Raw genomic sequence first — 17,143 nt, 5'->3', positions numbered from 1 at the left:
CGTTACTGCGGGTGGTGCCGGGCCCTGGGAGAAGCACTCGTAAAGGCAGGGCCCGGCGCAGGTGGAGCCGGGGTCGCGGGTCGCGGCGCTACGGGCGCCGGAGCGCGTCGGCGGCGTCGGTGCCGCCGGCCAGCTCGCTCTCCAGGAGCTGCTTGCCCAGGAGCTGCGGGTCGGGCAGCTCCATGGGGTACTCGCCGTCGAAGCAGGCACGGCAGAGGTTGGGCTTCTGGATGGTCGTCGCCTCGATCATCGAGTCGAGCGAGATGTACGAGAGCGAGTCCGCGCCGAGCGACGTGGCGATCTCGTCGACCGTCATGCCGTTGGCGATCAGCTCGGCCCGGGTGGCGAAGTCGATGCCGAAGAAGCACGGCCACTTCACCGGCGGCGAGGAGATCCGGATGTGGACCTCCGCCGCGCCGGCCTCGCGGAGCATCTTGACCAGGGCGCGCTGGGTGTTGCCGCGGACGATCGAGTCGTCGACGACCACCAGGCGCTTGCCCCGGATGACTTCCTTGAGGGGGTTGAGCTTCAGCCGGATGCCCAGCTGGCGGATCGTCTGCGAGGGCTGGATGAAGGTCCGGCCCACGTAGGCGTTCTTGACCAGGCCGGATCCGTACGGGATCCCGCTGGCCTCGGCGTAGCCGACGGCGGCGGGCGTGCCGGATTCCGGTGTCGCTATCACCAGGTCGGCGTCGACCGGGGCTTCCTTGGCCAGGCGCCGGCCCATCTCGACACGCGAGAGGTAGACGTTCCGGCCGGCGATGTCGGTGTCCGGGCGCGCCAGGTAGACGTACTCGAAGACACAGCCCTTGGGCTTTGCTTCCGCGAAGCGAGAGGTGCGCAGACCGTTCTCGTCGATCGCGATGAGCTCGCCCGGCTCGACCTCGCGGACGAAGCTGGCGCCGCAGATGTCGAGGGCGGCGGTCTCACTCGCGACCACCCAGCCGCGCTCCAGGCGGCCGAGGACCAGCGGGCGGATGCCCTGCGGGTCACGGGCGGTGTAGAGGGTTCCCTCGTCCATGAACACGAGCGAGAAGGCGCCCTTGACCTTCGGGAGGACCTTGGTGGCCGACTCCTCGATCGTCAGGGGCTTGCCGTCGTCGTCCGTCTGGCCGGCCAGCAGGGCGGTGACCAGGTCGGTGTCGTTGGTGGCCGCCACCTGGGTGGCGCGGCCGTCCTGACGGGGGAGGTCGGCGACCATCTCGGCGAGCTCGGCGGTGTTCACCAGGTTGCCGTTGTGACCCAGGGCAATGGAGCCGTGGGCGGTCGCGCGGAAAGTGGGCTGCGCGTTCTCCCAGACGGAGGCTCCGGTGGTCGAGTAGCGGGCGTGACCGACCGCGATATGACCCTGGAGCGAGCCGAGAGAGGTTTCGTCGAAGACTTGGGAAACGAGGCCCATGTCCTTGAAGACGAGGATCTGGGAACCGTTGCTCACAGCGATTCCCGCGGACTCTTGTCCACGGTGCTGCAACGCATACAGTCCGAAGTAGGTGAGCTTGGCGACCTCTTCACCCGGAGCCCAGACACCGAAGACGCCGCAAGCGTCCTGGGGGCCCTTTTCGCCGGGGAGCAGGTCGTGGTTGAGTCGTCCATCACCACGAGGCACGCTCCCGAGTGTAGGCGAGATCGACCACTGGTCCGAATTGGGGATGGCCGGGAAATGTCACAGCACAGAGGGTGACGGCGTGACTCTGTCTCGCTATTCGGAGCCTTTGTTGACATCTACGAAGGTATTCGTACAGGCTCTCGCCCCAAGCAGCCTCTCGGTGACCGTTCCGTCACCCTCGTCGAGCGCCGCCACGTAGACCTGGTCCGCGTCGCGAGCGCCGTCTGTCGCTGTTCCGCGTAGCCACAACTCTCCCTCTTCTTTTTCCCTTTCGCTCCGCCGAGCCCCGCCCTGCCGTGCCGCGCGCCGTCCCGCGCCCGCCCGGGGCGGGGCCGCCGAGCCGCGCCTCGGAGTCCCTGTGTCTTCGTCCAACGGCAACCTGTCCCGCCAGGCCTTCGGAAGTGCCGTCGGCGCGACCGCCGCGGCCGGCGTTCGCGGCGCCCGAACGTCCTGTTCACCCTCGGCGACGACCTGGGCTGGGCCGACCTGTCCTCGTACGGCTCCCCCCGCATCAAGACCCCGAACCTCGACCGGCTCGCCCGCCGGGGGCTCCGCTTCACCGACGCCTACTCCGGCTCCGCCACCTGCGGGGACACCGCGGCGAGCGCCGAGGTCGAGCGGCGGATCAAGGCCGGCGACGCGCGGGGCCTGTGGCACTGGACGGCGACCCTGCCGGAGCTGGCCCGGACCCGGCCGGACCCGGCCCACCCGCTGGACGGGGCTGTTCAACCTGGCCGGGGACGTCCGCGAACAGGCCGACAAGGCGGCCCTGGAGCCGGCCCGGCTGGCAGAGCTGCGCGCGGCCTGGGAGAAGGTGGACGCGGGGCTGCTGCCGTACCCGGGCAGGCGCCCGGGGGGGCGGGTACCGGTGGCCGTGCAGGGCCTCGCGGCCGGTCATTCCGCGGCCGACGCCGCCTTCGCGGTCAGGCCGCTGCCGTCGGCCGCGGTCAGGGTCAGGGTGTCGCCCCGGACCTTCCAGCCGAGCGGACCGCTGCCGAACAGGGCGGTCAGCTTCGCCTCCAGCTCGCCCTGCGGGCCCTGGCAGGCCATCCGGGTGCTGGTCAGCGGGCCGAAGGAGACCTTGGGGCCCTCGACGGCCGCCTTGGCACTGAAGCGGTTGCAGCCGAGGCTGCCGCTCGCGGCGCCGTCGGGGGCGATCGTGAAGACGGCCTTGCCGGCCGCCCCGGCCGGTACGGAGGCGGCGGTTTCGCCGCTGAGCAGGGAGGTCACCGTCCACGCGGTGGCGGTGAGCGGGGCGTCCGGAGCCGGGGGTTCCGAGCTCATCGCGATGGTGCTCCCGTCGGCGGTCTTCAGGGTGAGCCGGCCCGTCTGGTGCTCGACCGCCAGACGGCCGGTGAGCAGCTTCGAAAAGGCGGTCTCGAACTCCGTGTTCTCGCAGGCCATCGCGGTGGTGGAGCCCGGCTCCACGGTGATGGCGCCCGGGCCGTCGTACGTGACCTTCGCGATGAACCCGTTGCAGCCGTAGTTTCCGGTGGCCCGGTCGGATTCGGACGCCGGGAAGCGGACCTGGGCGACGGGCGGCGCCGTGAGGGTCTTACCGCCCGTGGTCAGGCTCTGGACGAACCAGGTCCCGGCCGAGCCGTGGCCGGGGAGCGTGCCGCGCGGACCGCCGTCACTGCAGGCGGTGGCTGCGGCCAGGGTCACGAGGGCGACGAGGGCGACGGGGAGGTGCCGTGGCGTTCGCATGCCCCTGGGACGGATCCCGTGCGGCACCGGTTCCACGCGGGGCGGCTCAGCTCATGACCGGGAGCAGCGCCGACAGGTCGGCCCGCTCGCCACTGGCTCTGACCTGCGCGTTCTCCACGGCCGCGGCCCAGTCCGTACGCCCCGTGGCCAGCCGGATCCAGGTCAGCGGATCCGTCTCCACCACGTTCGGCGGGGTGCCGCGGGTGTGCCGGGGCCCCTCGATGCACTGGACCACGGCGAACGGCGGGATCCGTACCTCCACCGAGCCGCCCGGGGCCTTCAGCGCGAGGGCGTCCGCGAGCAGCCGCGTACAGGCCGCCAGGGCCTGCCGGTCGATCGGGACGTCCGCCCCGACCGCCCGGTTGAGGTCGTCGGTGTGGACCACGAGCTCCACGGTGCGGGTGACCAGGAAGTCGGCCAGGGTCATGTCCCCGATCCACAGGTCCATCACCCGGCCGCCCGGGTTCGCGGCCAGCTCCTCGGCCATACGGGCGCCGGCGCGCTCGTACAGCTCGGTCAGCGGGGCGCCGCCCAGGGTCTCCCTGGCCGCCTCGGCGATCTTCCCCGCGAGGGACGCGGTGGCGAAGGGCCACTCGACGGCCGTCAGTTCCGGCACGGCGGCCGGGGGCCGGGCCAGTCCGGCGGCCAGCGAGTGCGCGATCCACGCGATGTGCGCGGCGAGTTCCGCGACGCTCCACTCCCCGACCCCGCTGGGCCGCGCGAGCTGCTCCTCGTCCAACTCCCTGACGGCATCGCTCACATGCCCGAACTGCGCGGTGACCGCGGCCCGGATCTTCACGGCGTCGTAGGTACGCGCCCTCTTCTTGGCGGGTGGCATGGCCCGACCCTATCCGCCGGGGCCGACAACGGACCGGGCGCGCAACACCGCACGGCACCGGACGCACCCGCCAACGCCCGAGCCCCCGCCCGGAGGACTCGAAGTCTCCGGACGGGGGCTCGGGAACGAGCGCGGGATCAGGCGAGCAGCGCCGGGATCGTCGTCTCGTGCGCGGTACGCAGTTCCGCGAGCGGGATGGTGAACTCGCCCTGGATCTCGATCTCCTCGCCGTCCACCACACCGATGCGGGTGGCCGGCAGGCCCCGCGCACCGCACATGTCGGTGAAGCGGAGCTCCTCGCTGCGCGGGACGGCCACGATGGCCCGGCCCGCGGACTCGGAGAACAGGAAGGTGAAGGCGTCCAGGCCCTCGGGCACGACGATCCGCGCGCCGTTGCCGCCGCGCAGGCAGGACTCGGTGAGCGCCTGGATCACGCCGCCGTCGGACAGGTCGTGCGCCGCGTCGACCATGCCGTCGCGGGACGCCGAGATCAGGATCTCGCCGAGCAGCTTCTCGCGGCCCAGGTCCACCTTGGGCGGCATGCCGCCGAGGTGGTCGTGGACGACCTGGGACCAGGCCGAGCCGCCGAACTCCTCGGCCGTGTCGCCCAGCAGGTACAGCAGCTGGCCGGCCTCGGCGAACGCCATCGGCGTACGCCGGTTGACGTCGTCGATCACACCGAGGACCGCCACGACCGGGGTCGGGTGGATCGCGGTCTCACCGGTCTGGTTGTACAGCGAGACGTTGCCGCCGGTCACCGGGGTGCCCAGCTCCAGGCAGCCGTCCGCGAGACCGCGTGTGGCCTCGGCGAACTGCCACATGACGCCCGGGTCCTCGGGCGAGCCGAAGTTCAGGCAGTCGGAGATGGCGAGCGGCTTGGCACCGGTCGCGGCGACGTTGCGGTACGCCTCCGCCAGCGCGAGCTGCGCACCCGTGTACGGGTCGAGCTTCGCGAAGCGGCCGTTGCCGTCGGTGGCCATGGCCACGCCGAGGTTGGTCTCCTCGTCGATGCGGACCATGCCGGCGTCCTCGGGCTGCGAGAGCACCGTGTTGCCCTGGACGAAGCGGTCGTACTGGTCCGTGACCCAGGACTTCGAGGCCTGGTTCGGGGACGAGACCAGCGCCAGGACCTGCGCGCGGAGCTCCTCGGAGGTCTGCGGACGGGGCAGCTTGCCCGCGTCGTCGGCCTGGAGGGCGTCCTGCCACTCGGGGCGGGCGTACGGGCGGTGGTAGACCGGGCCCTCGTGGGCGACGGTGCCCGGGGGCACGTCCACGATCTGCTCGCCGTGCCAGAAGATCTCCAGGCGCTCGCCCTCGGTCACCTCACCGATGACGGTGGCGATGACGTCCCACTTCTCGCAGATCTCCATGAAGCGGTCGACGTACTGCGGCTCGACGATCGCGCACATGCGCTCCTGCGACTCGCTCATGAGGATTTCCTCGGGCGAGAGCGTCGCGTCGCGCAGCGGGACGGTGTCCAGCTCGACGCGCATACCGCCGGAACCGGCGGAGGCCAGCTCGGACGTGGCGCAGGAGAGCCCGGCGCCGCCGAGGTCCTGGATGCCCGCGACCAGCTTCTCCTTGAAGATCTCCAGGGTGCACTCGATGAGGAGCTTCTCCTGGAAGGGGTCGCCGACCTGCACCGCGGGGCGCTTGGTGGGCTTGCTGTCGTCGAAGGTCTCGGACGCGAGGACCGAGACGCCGCCGATGCCGTCGCCGCCGGTGCGGGCGCCGTAGAGGATGACCTTGTTGCCGGGGCCGGAGGCCTTGGCGAGGTGGATGTCCTCGTGCTTCATCACGCCGATGCAGCCGGCGTTGACCAGCGGGTTGCCCTGGTAGCAGGCGTCGAAGACGACCTCGCCGCCGATGTTCGGCAGGCCCAGGCAGTTGCCGTAGCCGCCGATGCCCGCGACCACGCCCGGCAGGACGCGCTTGGTGTCGGGGTGGTCGGCCGCGCCGAAGCGCAGCGGGTCGACGACCGCGACCGGGCGGGCGCCCATGGCGAGGATGTCGCGGACGATGCCGCCGACGCCGGTGGCCGCGCCCTGGTAGGGCTCGATGTAGCTGGGGTGGTTGTGCGACTCGACCTTGAAGGTGACCGCGTACCCCTGGCCGACGTCGACGACGCCCGCGTTCTCGCCGATGCCGACGAGCATGGCGTCGTTCTGGGGGACCTTCTCGCCGAACTGCTTCAGGTGGACCTTGCTGCTCTTGTACGAGCAGTGCTCGGACCACATGACCGAGTACATGGCGAGCTCGGCGCCGGTGGGGCGGCGGCCGAGGATCTCCCGGATCCGGGCGTACTCGTCCTCCTTGAGGCCGAGTTCCTTCCAGGGCTGGGAGGCGTCCGGGGTCTCGGTGGCGTTCTTGACGGTGTCGAGGCTCATGCGGAGACCAGCTTCTTCAGGACCGAGGTGAAGAACGGGAGGCCGTCGGTGCGGCCCGTCCCGATCAGCGGCTCGACCGCGTGCTCGGGGTGCGGCATGAGGCCGACCACGTTGCCCGCGGCGTTGGTGATGCCGGCGATGTCGCGCAGCGACCCGTTCGGGTTGCCGTACCCGTCGGCGGCTTCGCCGTCGACCGCGTACCGGAAGGCCACGCGGCCTTCGGCCTCGAGCTCGTCGAGGACGTGCTCGTCGGCCACGTACCGGCCGTCCATGTTCTTGAGCGGTACGGAGATCTCCTGGCCGGCGGTGTAGTCGCCGGTCCACGCGGTCTCCGCGTTCTCCACCCGCAGCTTCTGCTCGCGGCAGATGAAGTGCAGGTGGTTGTTCCGGAGCATCGCCCCCGGCAGCAGGTGGGCCTCGGTGAGGATCTGGAAGCCGTTGCAGATGCCGAGGACCGGCATGCCGGCCTTGGCCTGCTCGATGATGGTCTCCATCACCGGCGAGAACCGGGAGATGGCTCCGGCGCGCAGGTAGTCCCCGTAGGAGAAGCCGCCCGCGAGGACGACCGCGTCGACCTGGTGCAGGTCCTTGTCGCGGTGCCACAGCGAGACGGGCTCGGCCCCCGCGAGGCGGACGGCGCGCAGCGAGTCACGGTCGTCGAGCGTTCCGGGGAACGTGACGACTCCGATGCGAGTGGTCACCGTCAGGCCTCGACCTTCACGGTGAAGTCTTCGATGACGGTGTTGGCGAGGAACGTTTCGGCCATCTTGTGGATGCGGTCGAGGGCGGCCTGGTCGACCGGTCCCTCCACTTCCAGTTCGAAGCGCTTCCCCTGGCGGACGTCGGCGATGCCCTCGAAGCCCAGGCGCGGCAGTGCACGCTGCACCGCCTGGCCCTGAGGGTCGAGGATCTCCGGCTTGAGCATGACGTCGACTACGACGCGTGCCACTGGCACTCCCGATGGGTGGTTGGTGCGAAGGCGGTTCCCTCAGCGTACCCGGCCGAAATTTCTACGCGGGTAGATATCCTTCGGGCGCCTCCGACCCCCCGTTTCGGCTTCACCAACGCTTCGCAAAATCCACCGGAAAAACACGCACCCGGGATTGCGGCGGGACACGCGGAGACAATTAACTGGGCTTCGCAATGCAATGGGAATCGCGATACAAAGGATTCCATCAGGATTCCAGCAGAATCACGCATTGCTCCGAAACATCCACACAGGCGACATCACCGCACGTCCCGACGGGTGGGCGGCGTCGCGCGAAGGGACCGATATCCGTGGCGCATCGCGTAGTAGTCACGATCTCCGACGACATCGACGGCGGGGAAGCGGCGGAAACGGTCACGTTCGGCCTGGACGGTAAGTCGTACGAGATCGATCTCAATCTGGCCAACGCAAAGAAACTGCGGAAGAGCCTCGCGCCCTTCGTGGCGGCCGGGCGCCGGCAGGCCCGTTCCGGGAAGACCTACAAGCACACCTCGCTGGCCCCGGACCCGGCGGTCGTCCGCGCCTGGGCCCGGTCCAACAGCCTCGACGTGCCGCCGCGCGGCCGCATCCCGAAGCGGGTGTACGCGGCGTACAACGAGGCCCACTGAGTCCACCGGGGCCCGCGGCGCGCGCCGCGGGCCCCGCCGAGGGCCGCTAACGGGGCCTGCCGGGGGCCGATTTGCCATCCACCCCCTCCGATCCGCTAGTGTGTGGATCACGCCGAGGGGCGAGGCCGCAGGTCAAAGCCCCGAAGGTCGTGCGGGTGTAGTTCAGTAGCAGAACATCCCCCTTCCAGGGGGAAGGCGCAGTGTGCGATCCCTGTCACCCGCTCTGCAACGCTTTACCGACCACTCCGGTGGATCGGGTAGAGTGATGCACGCATCGCAGCGGCATTCATGCCGAGGCAGCATGCGGACGTAGCTCAGTTGGTAGAGCACCACCTTGCCAAGGTGGATGTCGCGCGTTCGAGTCGCGTCGTCCGCTCAGCGTGCAAAGGCCCTGATCATCGATCAGGGCCTTTGTCGTATGCGTTCAATCACCGGGGGGTGGGACCGTGTCGAAGCTGACGGGGTGGTGGAGGAACCGCAGCAGTGCGGCCAAGATCGAGCTCTACACCCGCTGGTCGTTCCACCTGTTCGTCCTCCTCGAATCCTCCTCGGTGCTCTTCGGCCTCGCACCCGAGGGACTCGGAGCCGTCAGCGGCGCCCTGCTCCTGCCCCTGTGCGCGCAGATCGCGCTGTGCGGAGTGCTGTCCTCCAGGGCCTTGGACTGGGTGCTCGGCCGCCGCGAGCGGCCCGTACGCCTGGCGGTGGCCGTCGCCGTGCTGACCGCCGCGCTGGCGGTCGCCGTCCTGGTCCTGCGCTCGGCCGGCACCGTCTCCCACGCGGGCGTCGCCCCCGCCCTCGTGGTCAACACGGTCGCGTTCGCATCGGGTTCGCTGACGCTGGCCCTGACGCGGGTCCGGCACATGCTCTGCGTGGCCCCTGCCGCGGGCGCCGCGGCGGCGGCCGTGGCCCTGGCGGTGGGGCACCCTGCCGGAGAGGCGGCCGGCTACGGGGTCGGCGTCCTCCTCACCTGCGTCCTGCTCGTCCTGGCCTGCGGTTTCTCCTCCTGGCTGCTGAAGACGGTCTACGAGCTCGACCGGGCCCGAGAGCTCCAGGCGCAGCTCGCCGTCGCACAGGAGCGGCTGCGCTTCGGACGGGACCTGCACGACGTGATGGGCCGCAACCTCGCGGTGATCGCGCTCAAGAGCGAGCTGGCCGTCCAGCTGGCCCGGCGCGAACGCCCCGAGGCCGTGGACCAAATGATCGAGGTCCAGCGGATCGCCGGCGAGTCGCAGCGCGAGGTGCGCGACGTCGTACGCGGCTACCGCGAGGCCGATCTCACCGCGGAACTGGAGGGCGCGCGCGGGGTGCTCAGCGCGGCCGGGATGGACTGCCGCGTCGAGGTCGAGGCGGGCGGGGTGCTGCGCCCCGACGTGCAGTCGGCCCTGGGCTGGGTGGTCCGGGAGGCCACCACCAACGTCCTGCGCCACGGGGACGCGCGCAGCTGCGTGATCCGGCTCACGGCGCCCGACGGGGGCGCGCTGACGCTGGTGGTGGAGAACGACGGGGCCCCCGAGGTGCCGGCCGGACCGCCGGGCTCCGGCCTCGCGGGCCTGCGGGAGCGGCTCGCGGCCCTGGACGGCACCTTGGAGGCCGGACCGGTCGGCGGCGGCCGGTTCCGGCTGCAGGCCCGGATCCCGGGGGGACGACTGCGAGGACTGGAGGCGCGGGCATGAGCCCCGTACGCGTACTGCTGGCCGACGACGAGCACCTGATCCGCGGGGCGCTCGCGGCGCTGCTGGCCCTGGAGGACGATCTGCTGGTCGTCGCGGAGGCGGCCTCGGGGCCGGAGGCGCTCGCGATGGCGCGCGCCCACCGGCCGGACGTGGCGGTGCTGGACCTGCAGATGCCGGGGGCGGACGGTGTGAGTGTGGCCACATCGCTGCGGGCCGAACTCCCCGACTGCAAGACGATGATCGTGACGAGCCACGGGCGTCCCGGGCACCTGAAGCGGGCCCTCGCGGCGGGGGTGCGCGCCTTCGCGCCGAAGACGGTGTCGGCGCAGCGGCTGGCCGAGCTGATCCGGACCGTGCACTCCGGAGGGCGCTATGTGGACCCCGAGTTGGCGGCCGACGCGATCAGCGCGGGAGACTCCCCGCTGACCGCGCGCGAGGCCGAGGTGCTGGAACTCGCGGGGGACGGGGCGCCGATCGCGGAGATCGCCGAGCGGGCCTCGCTCTCGCCGGGGACCGTACGGAACTACCTGTCGTCGGCGGCGACGAAGCTGGGCGCCGAGAACCGGCACACGGCAGTGCGTCTCGCACGCGAGCGAGGTTGGGTATAGTAGGTCTCGCGTTACGGCGCACCTGCGGACATAGCTCAGTTGGTAGAGCACCACCTTGCCAAGGTGGATGTCGCGCGTTCGAGTCGCGTTGTCCGCTCCATCGAAGAAGCCCCCGGTCCTGTGACCGGGGGCTTCTTCGTGTCTCAGGCCGGTCCGGGCTGTGTCCCGCGCCGGGTCCGGGCCGTGTCCCAGGCCCGGTTCGGGCCTGGGACACCGGGCGTCAGGCCCAGCCGAGGCCGGTGAGGCGCTCGTACGCCTCGATGTACTTGGCGCTGGTCTGCTCGGCGACCTCCTGCGGGAGGGCCGGCGGCGGGAGTTCGCCGGTGCGGTCCCAGCCGGAGGCGGGGGAGGTGAGCCAGTCGCGGACGAACTGCTTGTCGAAGGAGGGCTGCGCGCGGCCCGGCTCCCACTGGTCGGCCGGCCAGAAGCGGGAGGAGTCCGGGGTCAGCACCTCGTCGCCGGCGACGAGGACGCCCTCCTTGTCGAAGCCGAACTCGAACTTGGTGTCCGCCAGGATGATCCCGCGCTCGCGGGCGATGTCCCGGGCCCGGCCGTACACGGCCAAGGTGGTCTGGCGCAGCAGCGCCGCCGTCTCGGCGCCGGTGGTGCGCGCGACCTCCTCGTACGAGACGTTCTCGTCGTGCTCGCCGACGGCGGCCTTGGCGGCCGGCGTGAAGATCGGGGCGGGCAGCTCGGAGCCGTCCACGAGCCCCTCGGGGAGGGCGAGTCCGCAGACCGTACGGGTCTTCTCGTACTCGGCGAGGCCGGAACCGGTGAGGTAGCCGCGGGCCACGCACTCGACCGGGACCATCTCGAGGTTCTTGCAGATCAGCGTGCGGCCGGCCCAGTCGGCGGGGGCGCCCTCGGGCAGGTCCGTGCCGATCACGTGGTTCGGGACGAGGTCGCTCAGCTGGTCGAACCACCAGAGCGAGAGCTGGGTCAGGACGCGGCCCTTGTCCGGGATCTCGGTGGGGAGCACCCAGTCGTACGCGGACATCCGGTCGCTGGCGACCATGACGAGATTGCCGTCGCCGTCACGGTAGAGGTCGCGCACCTTGCCGGTGTGGAGGTGGACGAGGCCGGGCACCTGAACCGGCTCGGGCTTTTCGACGAATCCGGACACGGGGTCTCCCTGTGGTTCTGTACGAGCGCAGCCCCATTCTCCCGTACCGGGGGCCGTGCCCGGCTCCGGGGGTGTCCGGCCCCGCTCAGTCCCGCTTGCAGATCCGGTCGAGGAGATTGGCGGTGGCCCGCTGGACCCGTTCGTCGACGTGCCCGGGGCGGTCCAGGGCCGGGGACCAGGCGAAGGTGCCCGACGCGAAGACCAGGGCGCCGCTCGGGGCCCGGTACAGGGAGGTCTCCTGGTGGCGCTTCGCGCCCTCGCCGTCGCGGTACGGGGAGTGCGCGAGCAGGATCCGGTCCTGGTGCTCGGGGAGCTGGGTGCGCGGGAAGTACCGGTCGGCCTCGCCGGCGACCAGGCCGGGGAGCTCGTCGTTCTCGGCGGCGCCGGTGGAGTCCCAGAGCCAGTGCGTGGCATTGCGCACGATCAGGGGCGCGGGCTCGGGGACCCGCCCCGCGTACTGGATGCCGAGCAGCTGCTGCTCCGGGCGGTCGACCTCGCGCCAGAGGCTGGGGCGGCCGGGGCCGCGGCGTTTTCGGCAGGTGAGGAGCCGGTCGTCGACCCCGGAGGGGGAGGGGCCCAGCTCCACCTGCCAGTACATGGTGTTGGCGGAGAGGAAGACGAGCGAGGTGCCGTGGTCGCGGGCGCGCTCCACGGTGCGGCGCATGGGGGCCGACCAGTACTCGTCGTGGCCGGGGAAGACCAGGCCGCGGTAGCGGGTGGGGTCGACACGGCCGGCGTGCAGATCGCGGGTGTCGGCGTAGGCGAGGTCGTAGCCGTAGCGCTCGGCCCAGCGGATGAAGTCGTAGGCGTGGCCCACGTGCAGGGGCAGGCCGGCCCCCGCGTAGGGCCGGTCGAAGGAGACCGTGATGGCCGCGTCCTGCTCGCCGAGCAGCCGGCCCTCCTCGTCCCAGGCGTGGTAGAGGCTCGCGCCGGTCCGCCCGTCCTCGGGGTAGAGGTTGTAGGCCTGCCAGGTGATGTCGGGCAGCAGCAGGAGGAGGTCGGCGGGGTGGTCGTCGCGAACGGTGAAGGGGATGTGGGACCGGTACCCGTCGGCGGTGGTGAGGACGGCGACGTACGCGCCGACGCTCCAGTAGGAGGGGACCTGGAGCCTCCAGGAGAGCCACCAGTGGTGGCAGGAGACGGTGCGGTCGGCGGTGAGGGGGGCCGGCTGGACGATGCCCGAGAGCCGGGGGCTCGTGGTGATCTTGGAGGCGCCGTCGCCGCCGTAGTGGCCGATGCGGTAGACGTCGACGGAGAACTGCTGGGGCGGGTCCACGGTGATGTGGAAGTCGATGGCCTCGCCGGGGGTGACGGCCCCGGTGGAGGCGAAGCCCTTGATCTGCCGGTGCACGTCGTCGGCGGTGCGCGGGCCGCCGGTGCCGCGGGCGCGCGGGATCTGGCCGGGGGCGAGCGCGGGGTCGGCGAGAGCCGGGTCCACGTACCAGGGCACGACGTGCCCGGTGTCGTCGAAGTACAGCTCGCTGCCCCGGAACCACGGCAGCGGGCCCTGGCCGAAGGGGTCGGTCACCGCGTGCGCGAGCGCACCTGATTCCCAACGCCGGATCTGGTCCGCACCACCCATACCGCTCCCCTCCCTCGCTCCCCCGAACGTTCTCTGAACACGCCGGCACGGCACGGTTGCGGGACAACGAACCGCCACCGGTCCCAGCACATCACATAACGCACGCATTCCGTCACCGTTCGCCACATCCGGAGGCGTGAAGTGCTCGGTCCGCCGGGCCGGGACGGCGAAGGGGCGATCGCCCGCGTCGTCAGAGGAGGCGGACCGGCTTCTCCGGGCGTACGCCGAGCTCCGCGAGCCAGTCGCGCAGGGGCTCGGGGTCCCCGTCCTCCACCAGGGTCAGCACCCGGGGGGCCAGGTCCGCGCGCCGTTCGCCGCCGACCAGGAGCACCGGGCCGTCCAGCCAGTCCAGCCCGGGCGCGGCATCGGCCGAGTCGACGGCCGCGGCGCACACCATCGCCGTGACGTGGTCGGCGAGCAGGTCCCGCCCGCTGCGGGGCGGCTGGAGCGGGAACAGCGGCACGGTGTCCGCCCCGCGCGCCACTCCGGCGCCGGCGCTTCCCGCTCCCGTGGAGCGGTCCTCCCTGGCCAGGTCACCGCTGAGCCGGCCGGCCAGCGCCTCTCCGGCCGCGCCCTCTCCGGCGGCGTCCGTGAGATAGCCCAGCACCCGGTCCAGCGTCGGCCCCGGGCCGGGCGGGACGGCGAGGGCGTCCAGCGCCGCGTGCAGCCGGGTCGCCTCCGCACGCCATTTGCGGTCCACGACCTCCTCCGGATACGCCGCCCAGTCCACCGGCGACCAGTCCGGGCCGGCCTCGGCCGGACCGCCGTGGAACAGCCGGGCGGCGAGCAGCGAAGCCGCCTCGTCGATCACTCCGGGCCGCTCCAGCAGATCGCACGCGGGCCGCTCGCCGAGCCGCGAGGTGAACCCCTCGGCCAGCCGGTCCCGCCGGGACAGCTCGGTCAGCGCGGAGACCACCCCGGCGTCGAGGTGCGCCGGCCAGCGGCCCATCCGCCACGCGGGCAGCGCGACCCTGGTCAACAGCCGGTCCCAGCCCGCGTAGGCGAGGCCGACCTGCTCCTGGGCGACGATGCGCAGCCCGTAGTCCACGCCCTGCGCACGGTCCGAGGCAGCGGCCGCGACCCCGCGCTCCATCTCGGCGGCGTCCGCCTGGCACAGCCTCAGCAGCAGCCGGGCCGGGCCCCCGATCCAGCCGAGGCCGGGCCTGCTGCCCACGTCCACGGCGGCGTCGAGCCCGCGCACGAAGCCCCGGGCGTCGGCTATGTCCGGATGGGCCGAAGGGCCCGTACCGGCGACGACCGGCGCCAGGACCGCCCGCAGTTCGGCGACCCGCATCCACCAGAGGAACGGCGAGCCGATCACCAGCACGGGAGCCGCACCCGGCTCCGCCTCGCGCCCGCCCGGTATTCCGCTGCGCCGGTGGGCCGCATGCGTACGGTCCTCCAGCCAGCTGTCGCAGTCCGGCGTCAGGGCTATCGCCGAGGGCGCCGGCACGTCCATCCGGTCGGCCAGATCCCGCACCAGCCGGTACAGGTCGGGCGCGGTGGACTCCGGCAGCGGCACCGTCGGCGTCACGGCCGGGCTCGCCCGCAGCACCACCGCGGCGAACACCCCGCCGACGAGCAGCACCAGTACGGCGACGACGCACACGACGAGCGTCACCACCGGCCAGGGACCACCGGCCAGCCGACCCGTCATCCGGGCGCTCAGCAGCACCACCGCCAGGGCGGCGGGCAGCACCCCGAGGGCCAGTGCCCGGCTGCGTACGCGCAGCACGGCCAGGGCCCGGGAACGCGCGGACGGCGCGCCCCCTTCAACGATCGAACCCGTTCCGGACACGGCCGGACCTCACCCCCTCTGCCCTGCGGCGGTTTTGCTCACTCCCCCACTGTGACACCCGCCACTGACATCGCAATGCCGGTGGGCCAAGTGCCGGAATGCTTGGCATCGCACCCTAGTTGGGGAGCGACCGGCAGTCAGCCGGACCGGGTGACCATCACCCGATGGAATGGCTTTGGGTAAAGGTGGCTGCGTTCGAACGCGGCCGGATGCACTCGTACGCGGACACGCGCGCGGGCCCGGTCGCACCTGGGTGCGCACCGGGCCCGCGTGACGGTTGCCCCGCCGCTCAGCGGCCTTCGGCCGCCTTGGCGGCGATGTCCGTACGGTGCTGGGAGCCGTCCAGCCGGATCCGCGCGACGGCCTTATACGCCTTCTCGCGGGCCCGTGCCAGATCGGAACCGGTCGCCGTCACCGACAGCACGCGGCCGCCCGCGCTGACGACCGCCTCGCCCTCGCGCCGGGTCCCGGCGTGCAGGACGTACGCGTCGGGACCGTCCTCGGCGGCCACCTCGGCCAGGCCCTCGATCGGGTCCCCGGTGCGCGGGGTCTCCGGGTAGTTGTGGGAGGCGATGACGACGGTCACGGCCGCGTCCGCGCTCCAGCGCAGCGGCGGCTCGGCGTCAAGGGTGCCGTTGGCGGCGTGCAGCAGCACGCCCGCGAGCGGGGTGCGCAGCCGGGCCAGGACCACCTGGGTCTCGGGGTCGCCGAAGCGGGCGTTGAACTCGATGACGCGGACGCCGCGCGAGGTGATCGCGAGACCGGCGTACAGCAGTCCGGAGAAGGGGGTGCCGCGGTGGCGCAGCTCGTCCACGGTCGGCTGGAGGACGGTCTCCATGACCTCCTCGACCAGCTTCGGGTCGGCCCAGGGCAGTGGCGAGTATGCGCCCATGCCGCCGGTGTTGGGGCCCTCGTCGCCGTCGAGCGCGCGCTTGAAGTCCTGCGCGGGCTGGAGCGGCAGCACGGTGACGCCGTCGGTGATGGCGAAGAGGGAGACCTCGGGACCGTCGAGGTACTCCTCGATGACGACGCGGTCGCAGCCGAGCGCGTGCGCGCGGGCGGCGGCCCGGTCCCCGGTGACCACGACGCCCTTTCCGGCGGCCAGGCCGTCGTCCTTGACGACGTACGGGGCGCCGAAGGCGTCGAGGGCCGTGTCCACCTCTTCGGGGGTGGTGCACACGTAGCTGCGGGCGGTCGGGACGTCGGCCGCGGCCATCACGTCCTTGGCGAACGCCTTGGAGCCCTCCAGCTGCGCCGCTTGCGCGGACGGGCCGAAGACGGGGATGCCCGCGGCGCGGACGGCGTCGGAGACGCCGGCGACCAGGGGCGCCTCCGGGCCGACGACGACCAGGTCGGCTCCGAGTTCGGTGGCGAGGCGGGCCACGGCCGCGCCGTCGAGGGCGTCGACCGGGCGCAGCTCCGCCACCTCGGCGATGCCGGCGTTGCCGGGAGCGCAGTACAGCGCGTTGACGTCGGGGTCGAGGGACAGAGAGCGGCACAGGGCATGTTCGCGGGCGCCGCCGCCGATGACGAGGACCTTCACGCCCTGCAGCCTAGCCCGCGCGGCGGGATGCCCTTCGTGCGGCCACCCAATGAGACGGCCCTACTCGTTTGTGTATTCCTCTATGACGGTGGCTCCGAGCTCGCGCACGATGAGGTCGTGTCCGGTCAGGGCGCTGTCGACCAGGTCCGGATCGTCCTCCTCCGGTACGTCGTCCTCGGGCGCGACCGGCGGGGGTGCCTGCTGTACGGGGGGCTGCGGTGCGGAACCGCCCTGCTGGGCCGGGGACTGCGGCGGCTGGTACGGCTGCTGCTGCGCGGCGGGACCCGGCTGCTGGGTGGGGGCCGGGGCGGCGGGAGCCGGGTTGTGGGCGGGCGGGGCCGCATACGCGGACGGGGCCGGTGCGGGCTGGCCGCCGCCCGCGCCGACCACGGCGTCGATCTTCCAGTTGACCTGGAACTGCTCGGCGAGGACCGCCTTCAGCACGTCCTCGCTGCCGCTGCTCGCGAAGTTGTCGCGGGCTCCGGGGTTGGGGAAGCCCAGCTGCAGGGTGGTCCCGTCGAAGCCGGTGACCTGGGCGTTCTGGCTGAGCAGGATCCAGGTGAAGCGGCGGCGGTTCTTGACGGCCTCGAGGATGCCGGGCCACATCGCCTGGACCTGCCCGGCGCCGGCGGCCATGCCGGGCGAGGGGGCGGCGGCGGGAGCGGCCGCGGGGGCCGGGGCG

Annotated in this window: 14 protein-coding genes, 3 tRNA genes and 2 pseudogenes; 8 read left to right on the top strand and 11 right to left on the bottom strand. The window is 72.2% G+C overall.

Annotation, left to right across the window (positions count from 1 at the left end; translation table 11 throughout):
- Positions 1-88: 88 nt before the first annotated feature.
- Complete coding sequence (gene purF / locus K7B10_RS21480) at positions 89-1,606, bottom strand: amidophosphoribosyltransferase (RefSeq protein ID WP_030160137.1); 1,518 nt, start codon at positions 1,604-1,606, stop codon at positions 89-91.
- 114 nt (positions 1,607-1,720) lie between these two features.
- Between purF and K7B10_RS41630 the strand changes: the two genes are divergently transcribed.
- Positions 1,721-1,849 carry a putative leader peptide gene (locus tag K7B10_RS41630; protein ID WP_372481557.1) on the top strand — a complete coding sequence of 43 codons (129 nt, stop codon included), beginning with the start codon at positions 1,721-1,723 and terminating at the stop codon, positions 1,847-1,849.
- A 48-nt stretch (positions 1,850-1,897) separates the two neighbouring features.
- Positions 1,898-2,230, top strand: a pseudogene (locus K7B10_RS41625) (sulfatase-like hydrolase/transferase); the annotation flags it as partial.
- 270 nt (positions 2,231-2,500) lie between these two features.
- Here K7B10_RS41625 and K7B10_RS21470 read toward each other — a convergent pair.
- From K7B10_RS21470 to purS, 5 genes are all read right to left on the bottom strand, one after another.
- The gene (locus tag K7B10_RS21470) at positions 2,501-3,313 is read right to left on the bottom strand and encodes an META domain-containing protein (RefSeq protein WP_229338157.1); all 813 of its coding nucleotides are present in this window, start codon (positions 3,311-3,313) and stop codon (positions 2,501-2,503) included.
- A gap of 46 nt (positions 3,314-3,359) precedes the next feature.
- Positions 3,360-4,151, bottom strand: coding sequence for a maleylpyruvate isomerase family mycothiol-dependent enzyme (locus K7B10_RS21465; protein WP_229338155.1), 792 nt, complete (start codon positions 4,149-4,151; stop codon positions 3,360-3,362).
- 137 nt (positions 4,152-4,288) lie between these two features.
- Positions 4,289-6,538 carry a phosphoribosylformylglycinamidine synthase subunit PurL gene (gene purL, locus K7B10_RS21460; protein ID WP_229338153.1) on the bottom strand — a complete coding sequence of 750 codons (2,250 nt, stop codon included), beginning with the start codon at positions 6,536-6,538 and terminating at the stop codon, positions 4,289-4,291.
- On the bottom strand, positions 6,535-7,239 hold the full coding sequence (purQ, locus tag K7B10_RS21455; RefSeq protein WP_229338151.1) for a phosphoribosylformylglycinamidine synthase subunit PurQ: 705 nt from the start codon (positions 7,237-7,239) through the stop codon (positions 6,535-6,537). Before purQ ends, purL begins: the two co-directional genes overlap by 4 nt.
- A gap of 2 nt (positions 7,240-7,241) precedes the next feature.
- On the bottom strand, positions 7,242-7,493 hold the full coding sequence (purS, locus tag K7B10_RS21450) for a phosphoribosylformylglycinamidine synthase subunit PurS (protein ID WP_008740952.1): 252 nt from the start codon (positions 7,491-7,493) through the stop codon (positions 7,242-7,244).
- A 323-nt stretch (positions 7,494-7,816) separates the two neighbouring features.
- On the opposite strand from purS, the gene K7B10_RS21445 reads away from it, so the two are divergent.
- The 6 genes from K7B10_RS21445 (at position 7,817) to K7B10_RS21420 (ending at position 10,515) form a co-directional block, all read left to right on the top strand.
- Complete coding sequence (locus K7B10_RS21445) at positions 7,817-8,134, top strand: histone-like nucleoid-structuring protein Lsr2 (RefSeq protein ID WP_229338149.1); 318 nt, start codon at positions 7,817-7,819, stop codon at positions 8,132-8,134.
- Positions 8,135-8,285: 151 nt separating this feature from the next.
- Positions 8,286-8,357: transfer RNA gene (locus tag K7B10_RS21440), tRNA-Gly, on the top strand.
- An 80-nt stretch (positions 8,358-8,437) separates the two neighbouring features.
- Positions 8,438-8,510, top strand: a tRNA-Gly gene (locus K7B10_RS21435).
- A 70-nt stretch (positions 8,511-8,580) separates the two neighbouring features.
- Positions 8,581-9,807 (top strand): sensor histidine kinase, encoded by a 1,227-nt coding sequence (locus tag K7B10_RS21430; protein ID WP_229338147.1) that lies wholly within the window; start codon positions 8,581-8,583, stop codon positions 9,805-9,807.
- The gene (locus K7B10_RS21425) at positions 9,804-10,415 is read left to right on the top strand and encodes a response regulator transcription factor (protein ID WP_229338145.1); all 612 of its coding nucleotides are present in this window, start codon (positions 9,804-9,806) and stop codon (positions 10,413-10,415) included. Before K7B10_RS21430 ends, K7B10_RS21425 begins: the two co-directional genes overlap by 4 nt.
- Before the next feature lie 24 nt (positions 10,416-10,439).
- Positions 10,440-10,515 (top strand) — tRNA-Gly (locus tag K7B10_RS21420).
- A 120-nt stretch (positions 10,516-10,635) separates the two neighbouring features.
- Here K7B10_RS21420 and K7B10_RS21415 read toward each other — a convergent pair.
- From K7B10_RS21415 to K7B10_RS21395, 5 genes and pseudogenes are all read right to left on the bottom strand, one after another.
- A complete protein-coding gene (locus tag K7B10_RS21415; RefSeq protein ID WP_229338143.1) occupies positions 10,636-11,538 on the bottom strand; it encodes a phosphoribosylaminoimidazolesuccinocarboxamide synthase in 903 nt (300 codons plus the stop codon).
- An 85-nt stretch (positions 11,539-11,623) separates the two neighbouring features.
- Entirely contained in the window at positions 11,624-13,120 is a 1,497-nt protein-coding gene (locus K7B10_RS21410) for a N,N-dimethylformamidase beta subunit family domain-containing protein (protein WP_229338141.1), read from the bottom strand.
- A gap of 190 nt (positions 13,121-13,310) precedes the next feature.
- Positions 13,311-14,918: a M48 family metalloprotease gene (locus tag K7B10_RS21405; RefSeq protein WP_229338139.1), complete on the bottom strand. Its 1,608-nt coding sequence runs from the start codon at positions 14,916-14,918 to the stop codon at positions 13,311-13,313.
- A 289-nt stretch (positions 14,919-15,207) separates the two neighbouring features.
- On the bottom strand, positions 15,208-16,461 hold the full coding sequence (gene purD, locus K7B10_RS21400; protein ID WP_229338137.1) for a phosphoribosylamine--glycine ligase: 1,254 nt from the start codon (positions 16,459-16,461) through the stop codon (positions 15,208-15,210).
- Positions 16,462-16,521: 60 nt separating this feature from the next.
- Positions 16,522-17,143 (bottom strand): annotated as a pseudogene (locus K7B10_RS21395) (DNA polymerase III subunit gamma and tau); the annotation flags it as partial.

It is taken from the genome of Streptomyces flavotricini (genome assembly GCF_020639365.1).
Classification (GTDB): Bacteria; Actinomycetota; Actinomycetes; order Streptomycetales; family Streptomycetaceae; genus Streptomyces; species Streptomyces flavotricini.
This window is presented reverse-complemented; position numbering and strand designations above follow the sequence as displayed.

Coding starts and splice junctions, on each gene's coding strand:
- K7B10_RS21465 (WP_229338155.1), bottom strand. CDS start 4,151: ATGCCACCCGCCAAGAAGAGGGCGCGTACCTACGACGCCGTGAAGATC.
- K7B10_RS21470 (WP_229338157.1), bottom strand. CDS start 3,313: ATGCGAACGCCACGGCACCTCCCCGTCGCCCTCGTCGCCCTCGTGACC.
- K7B10_RS21410 (WP_229338141.1), bottom strand. CDS start 13,120: ATGGGTGGTGCGGACCAGATCCGGCGTTGGGAATCAGGTGCGCTCGCG.
- K7B10_RS21425 (WP_229338145.1), top strand. CDS start 9,804: ATGAGCCCCGTACGCGTACTGCTGGCCGACGACGAGCACCTGATCCGC.
- purL (WP_229338153.1), bottom strand. CDS start 6,538: ATGAGCCTCGACACCGTCAAGAACGCCACCGAGACCCCGGACGCCTCC.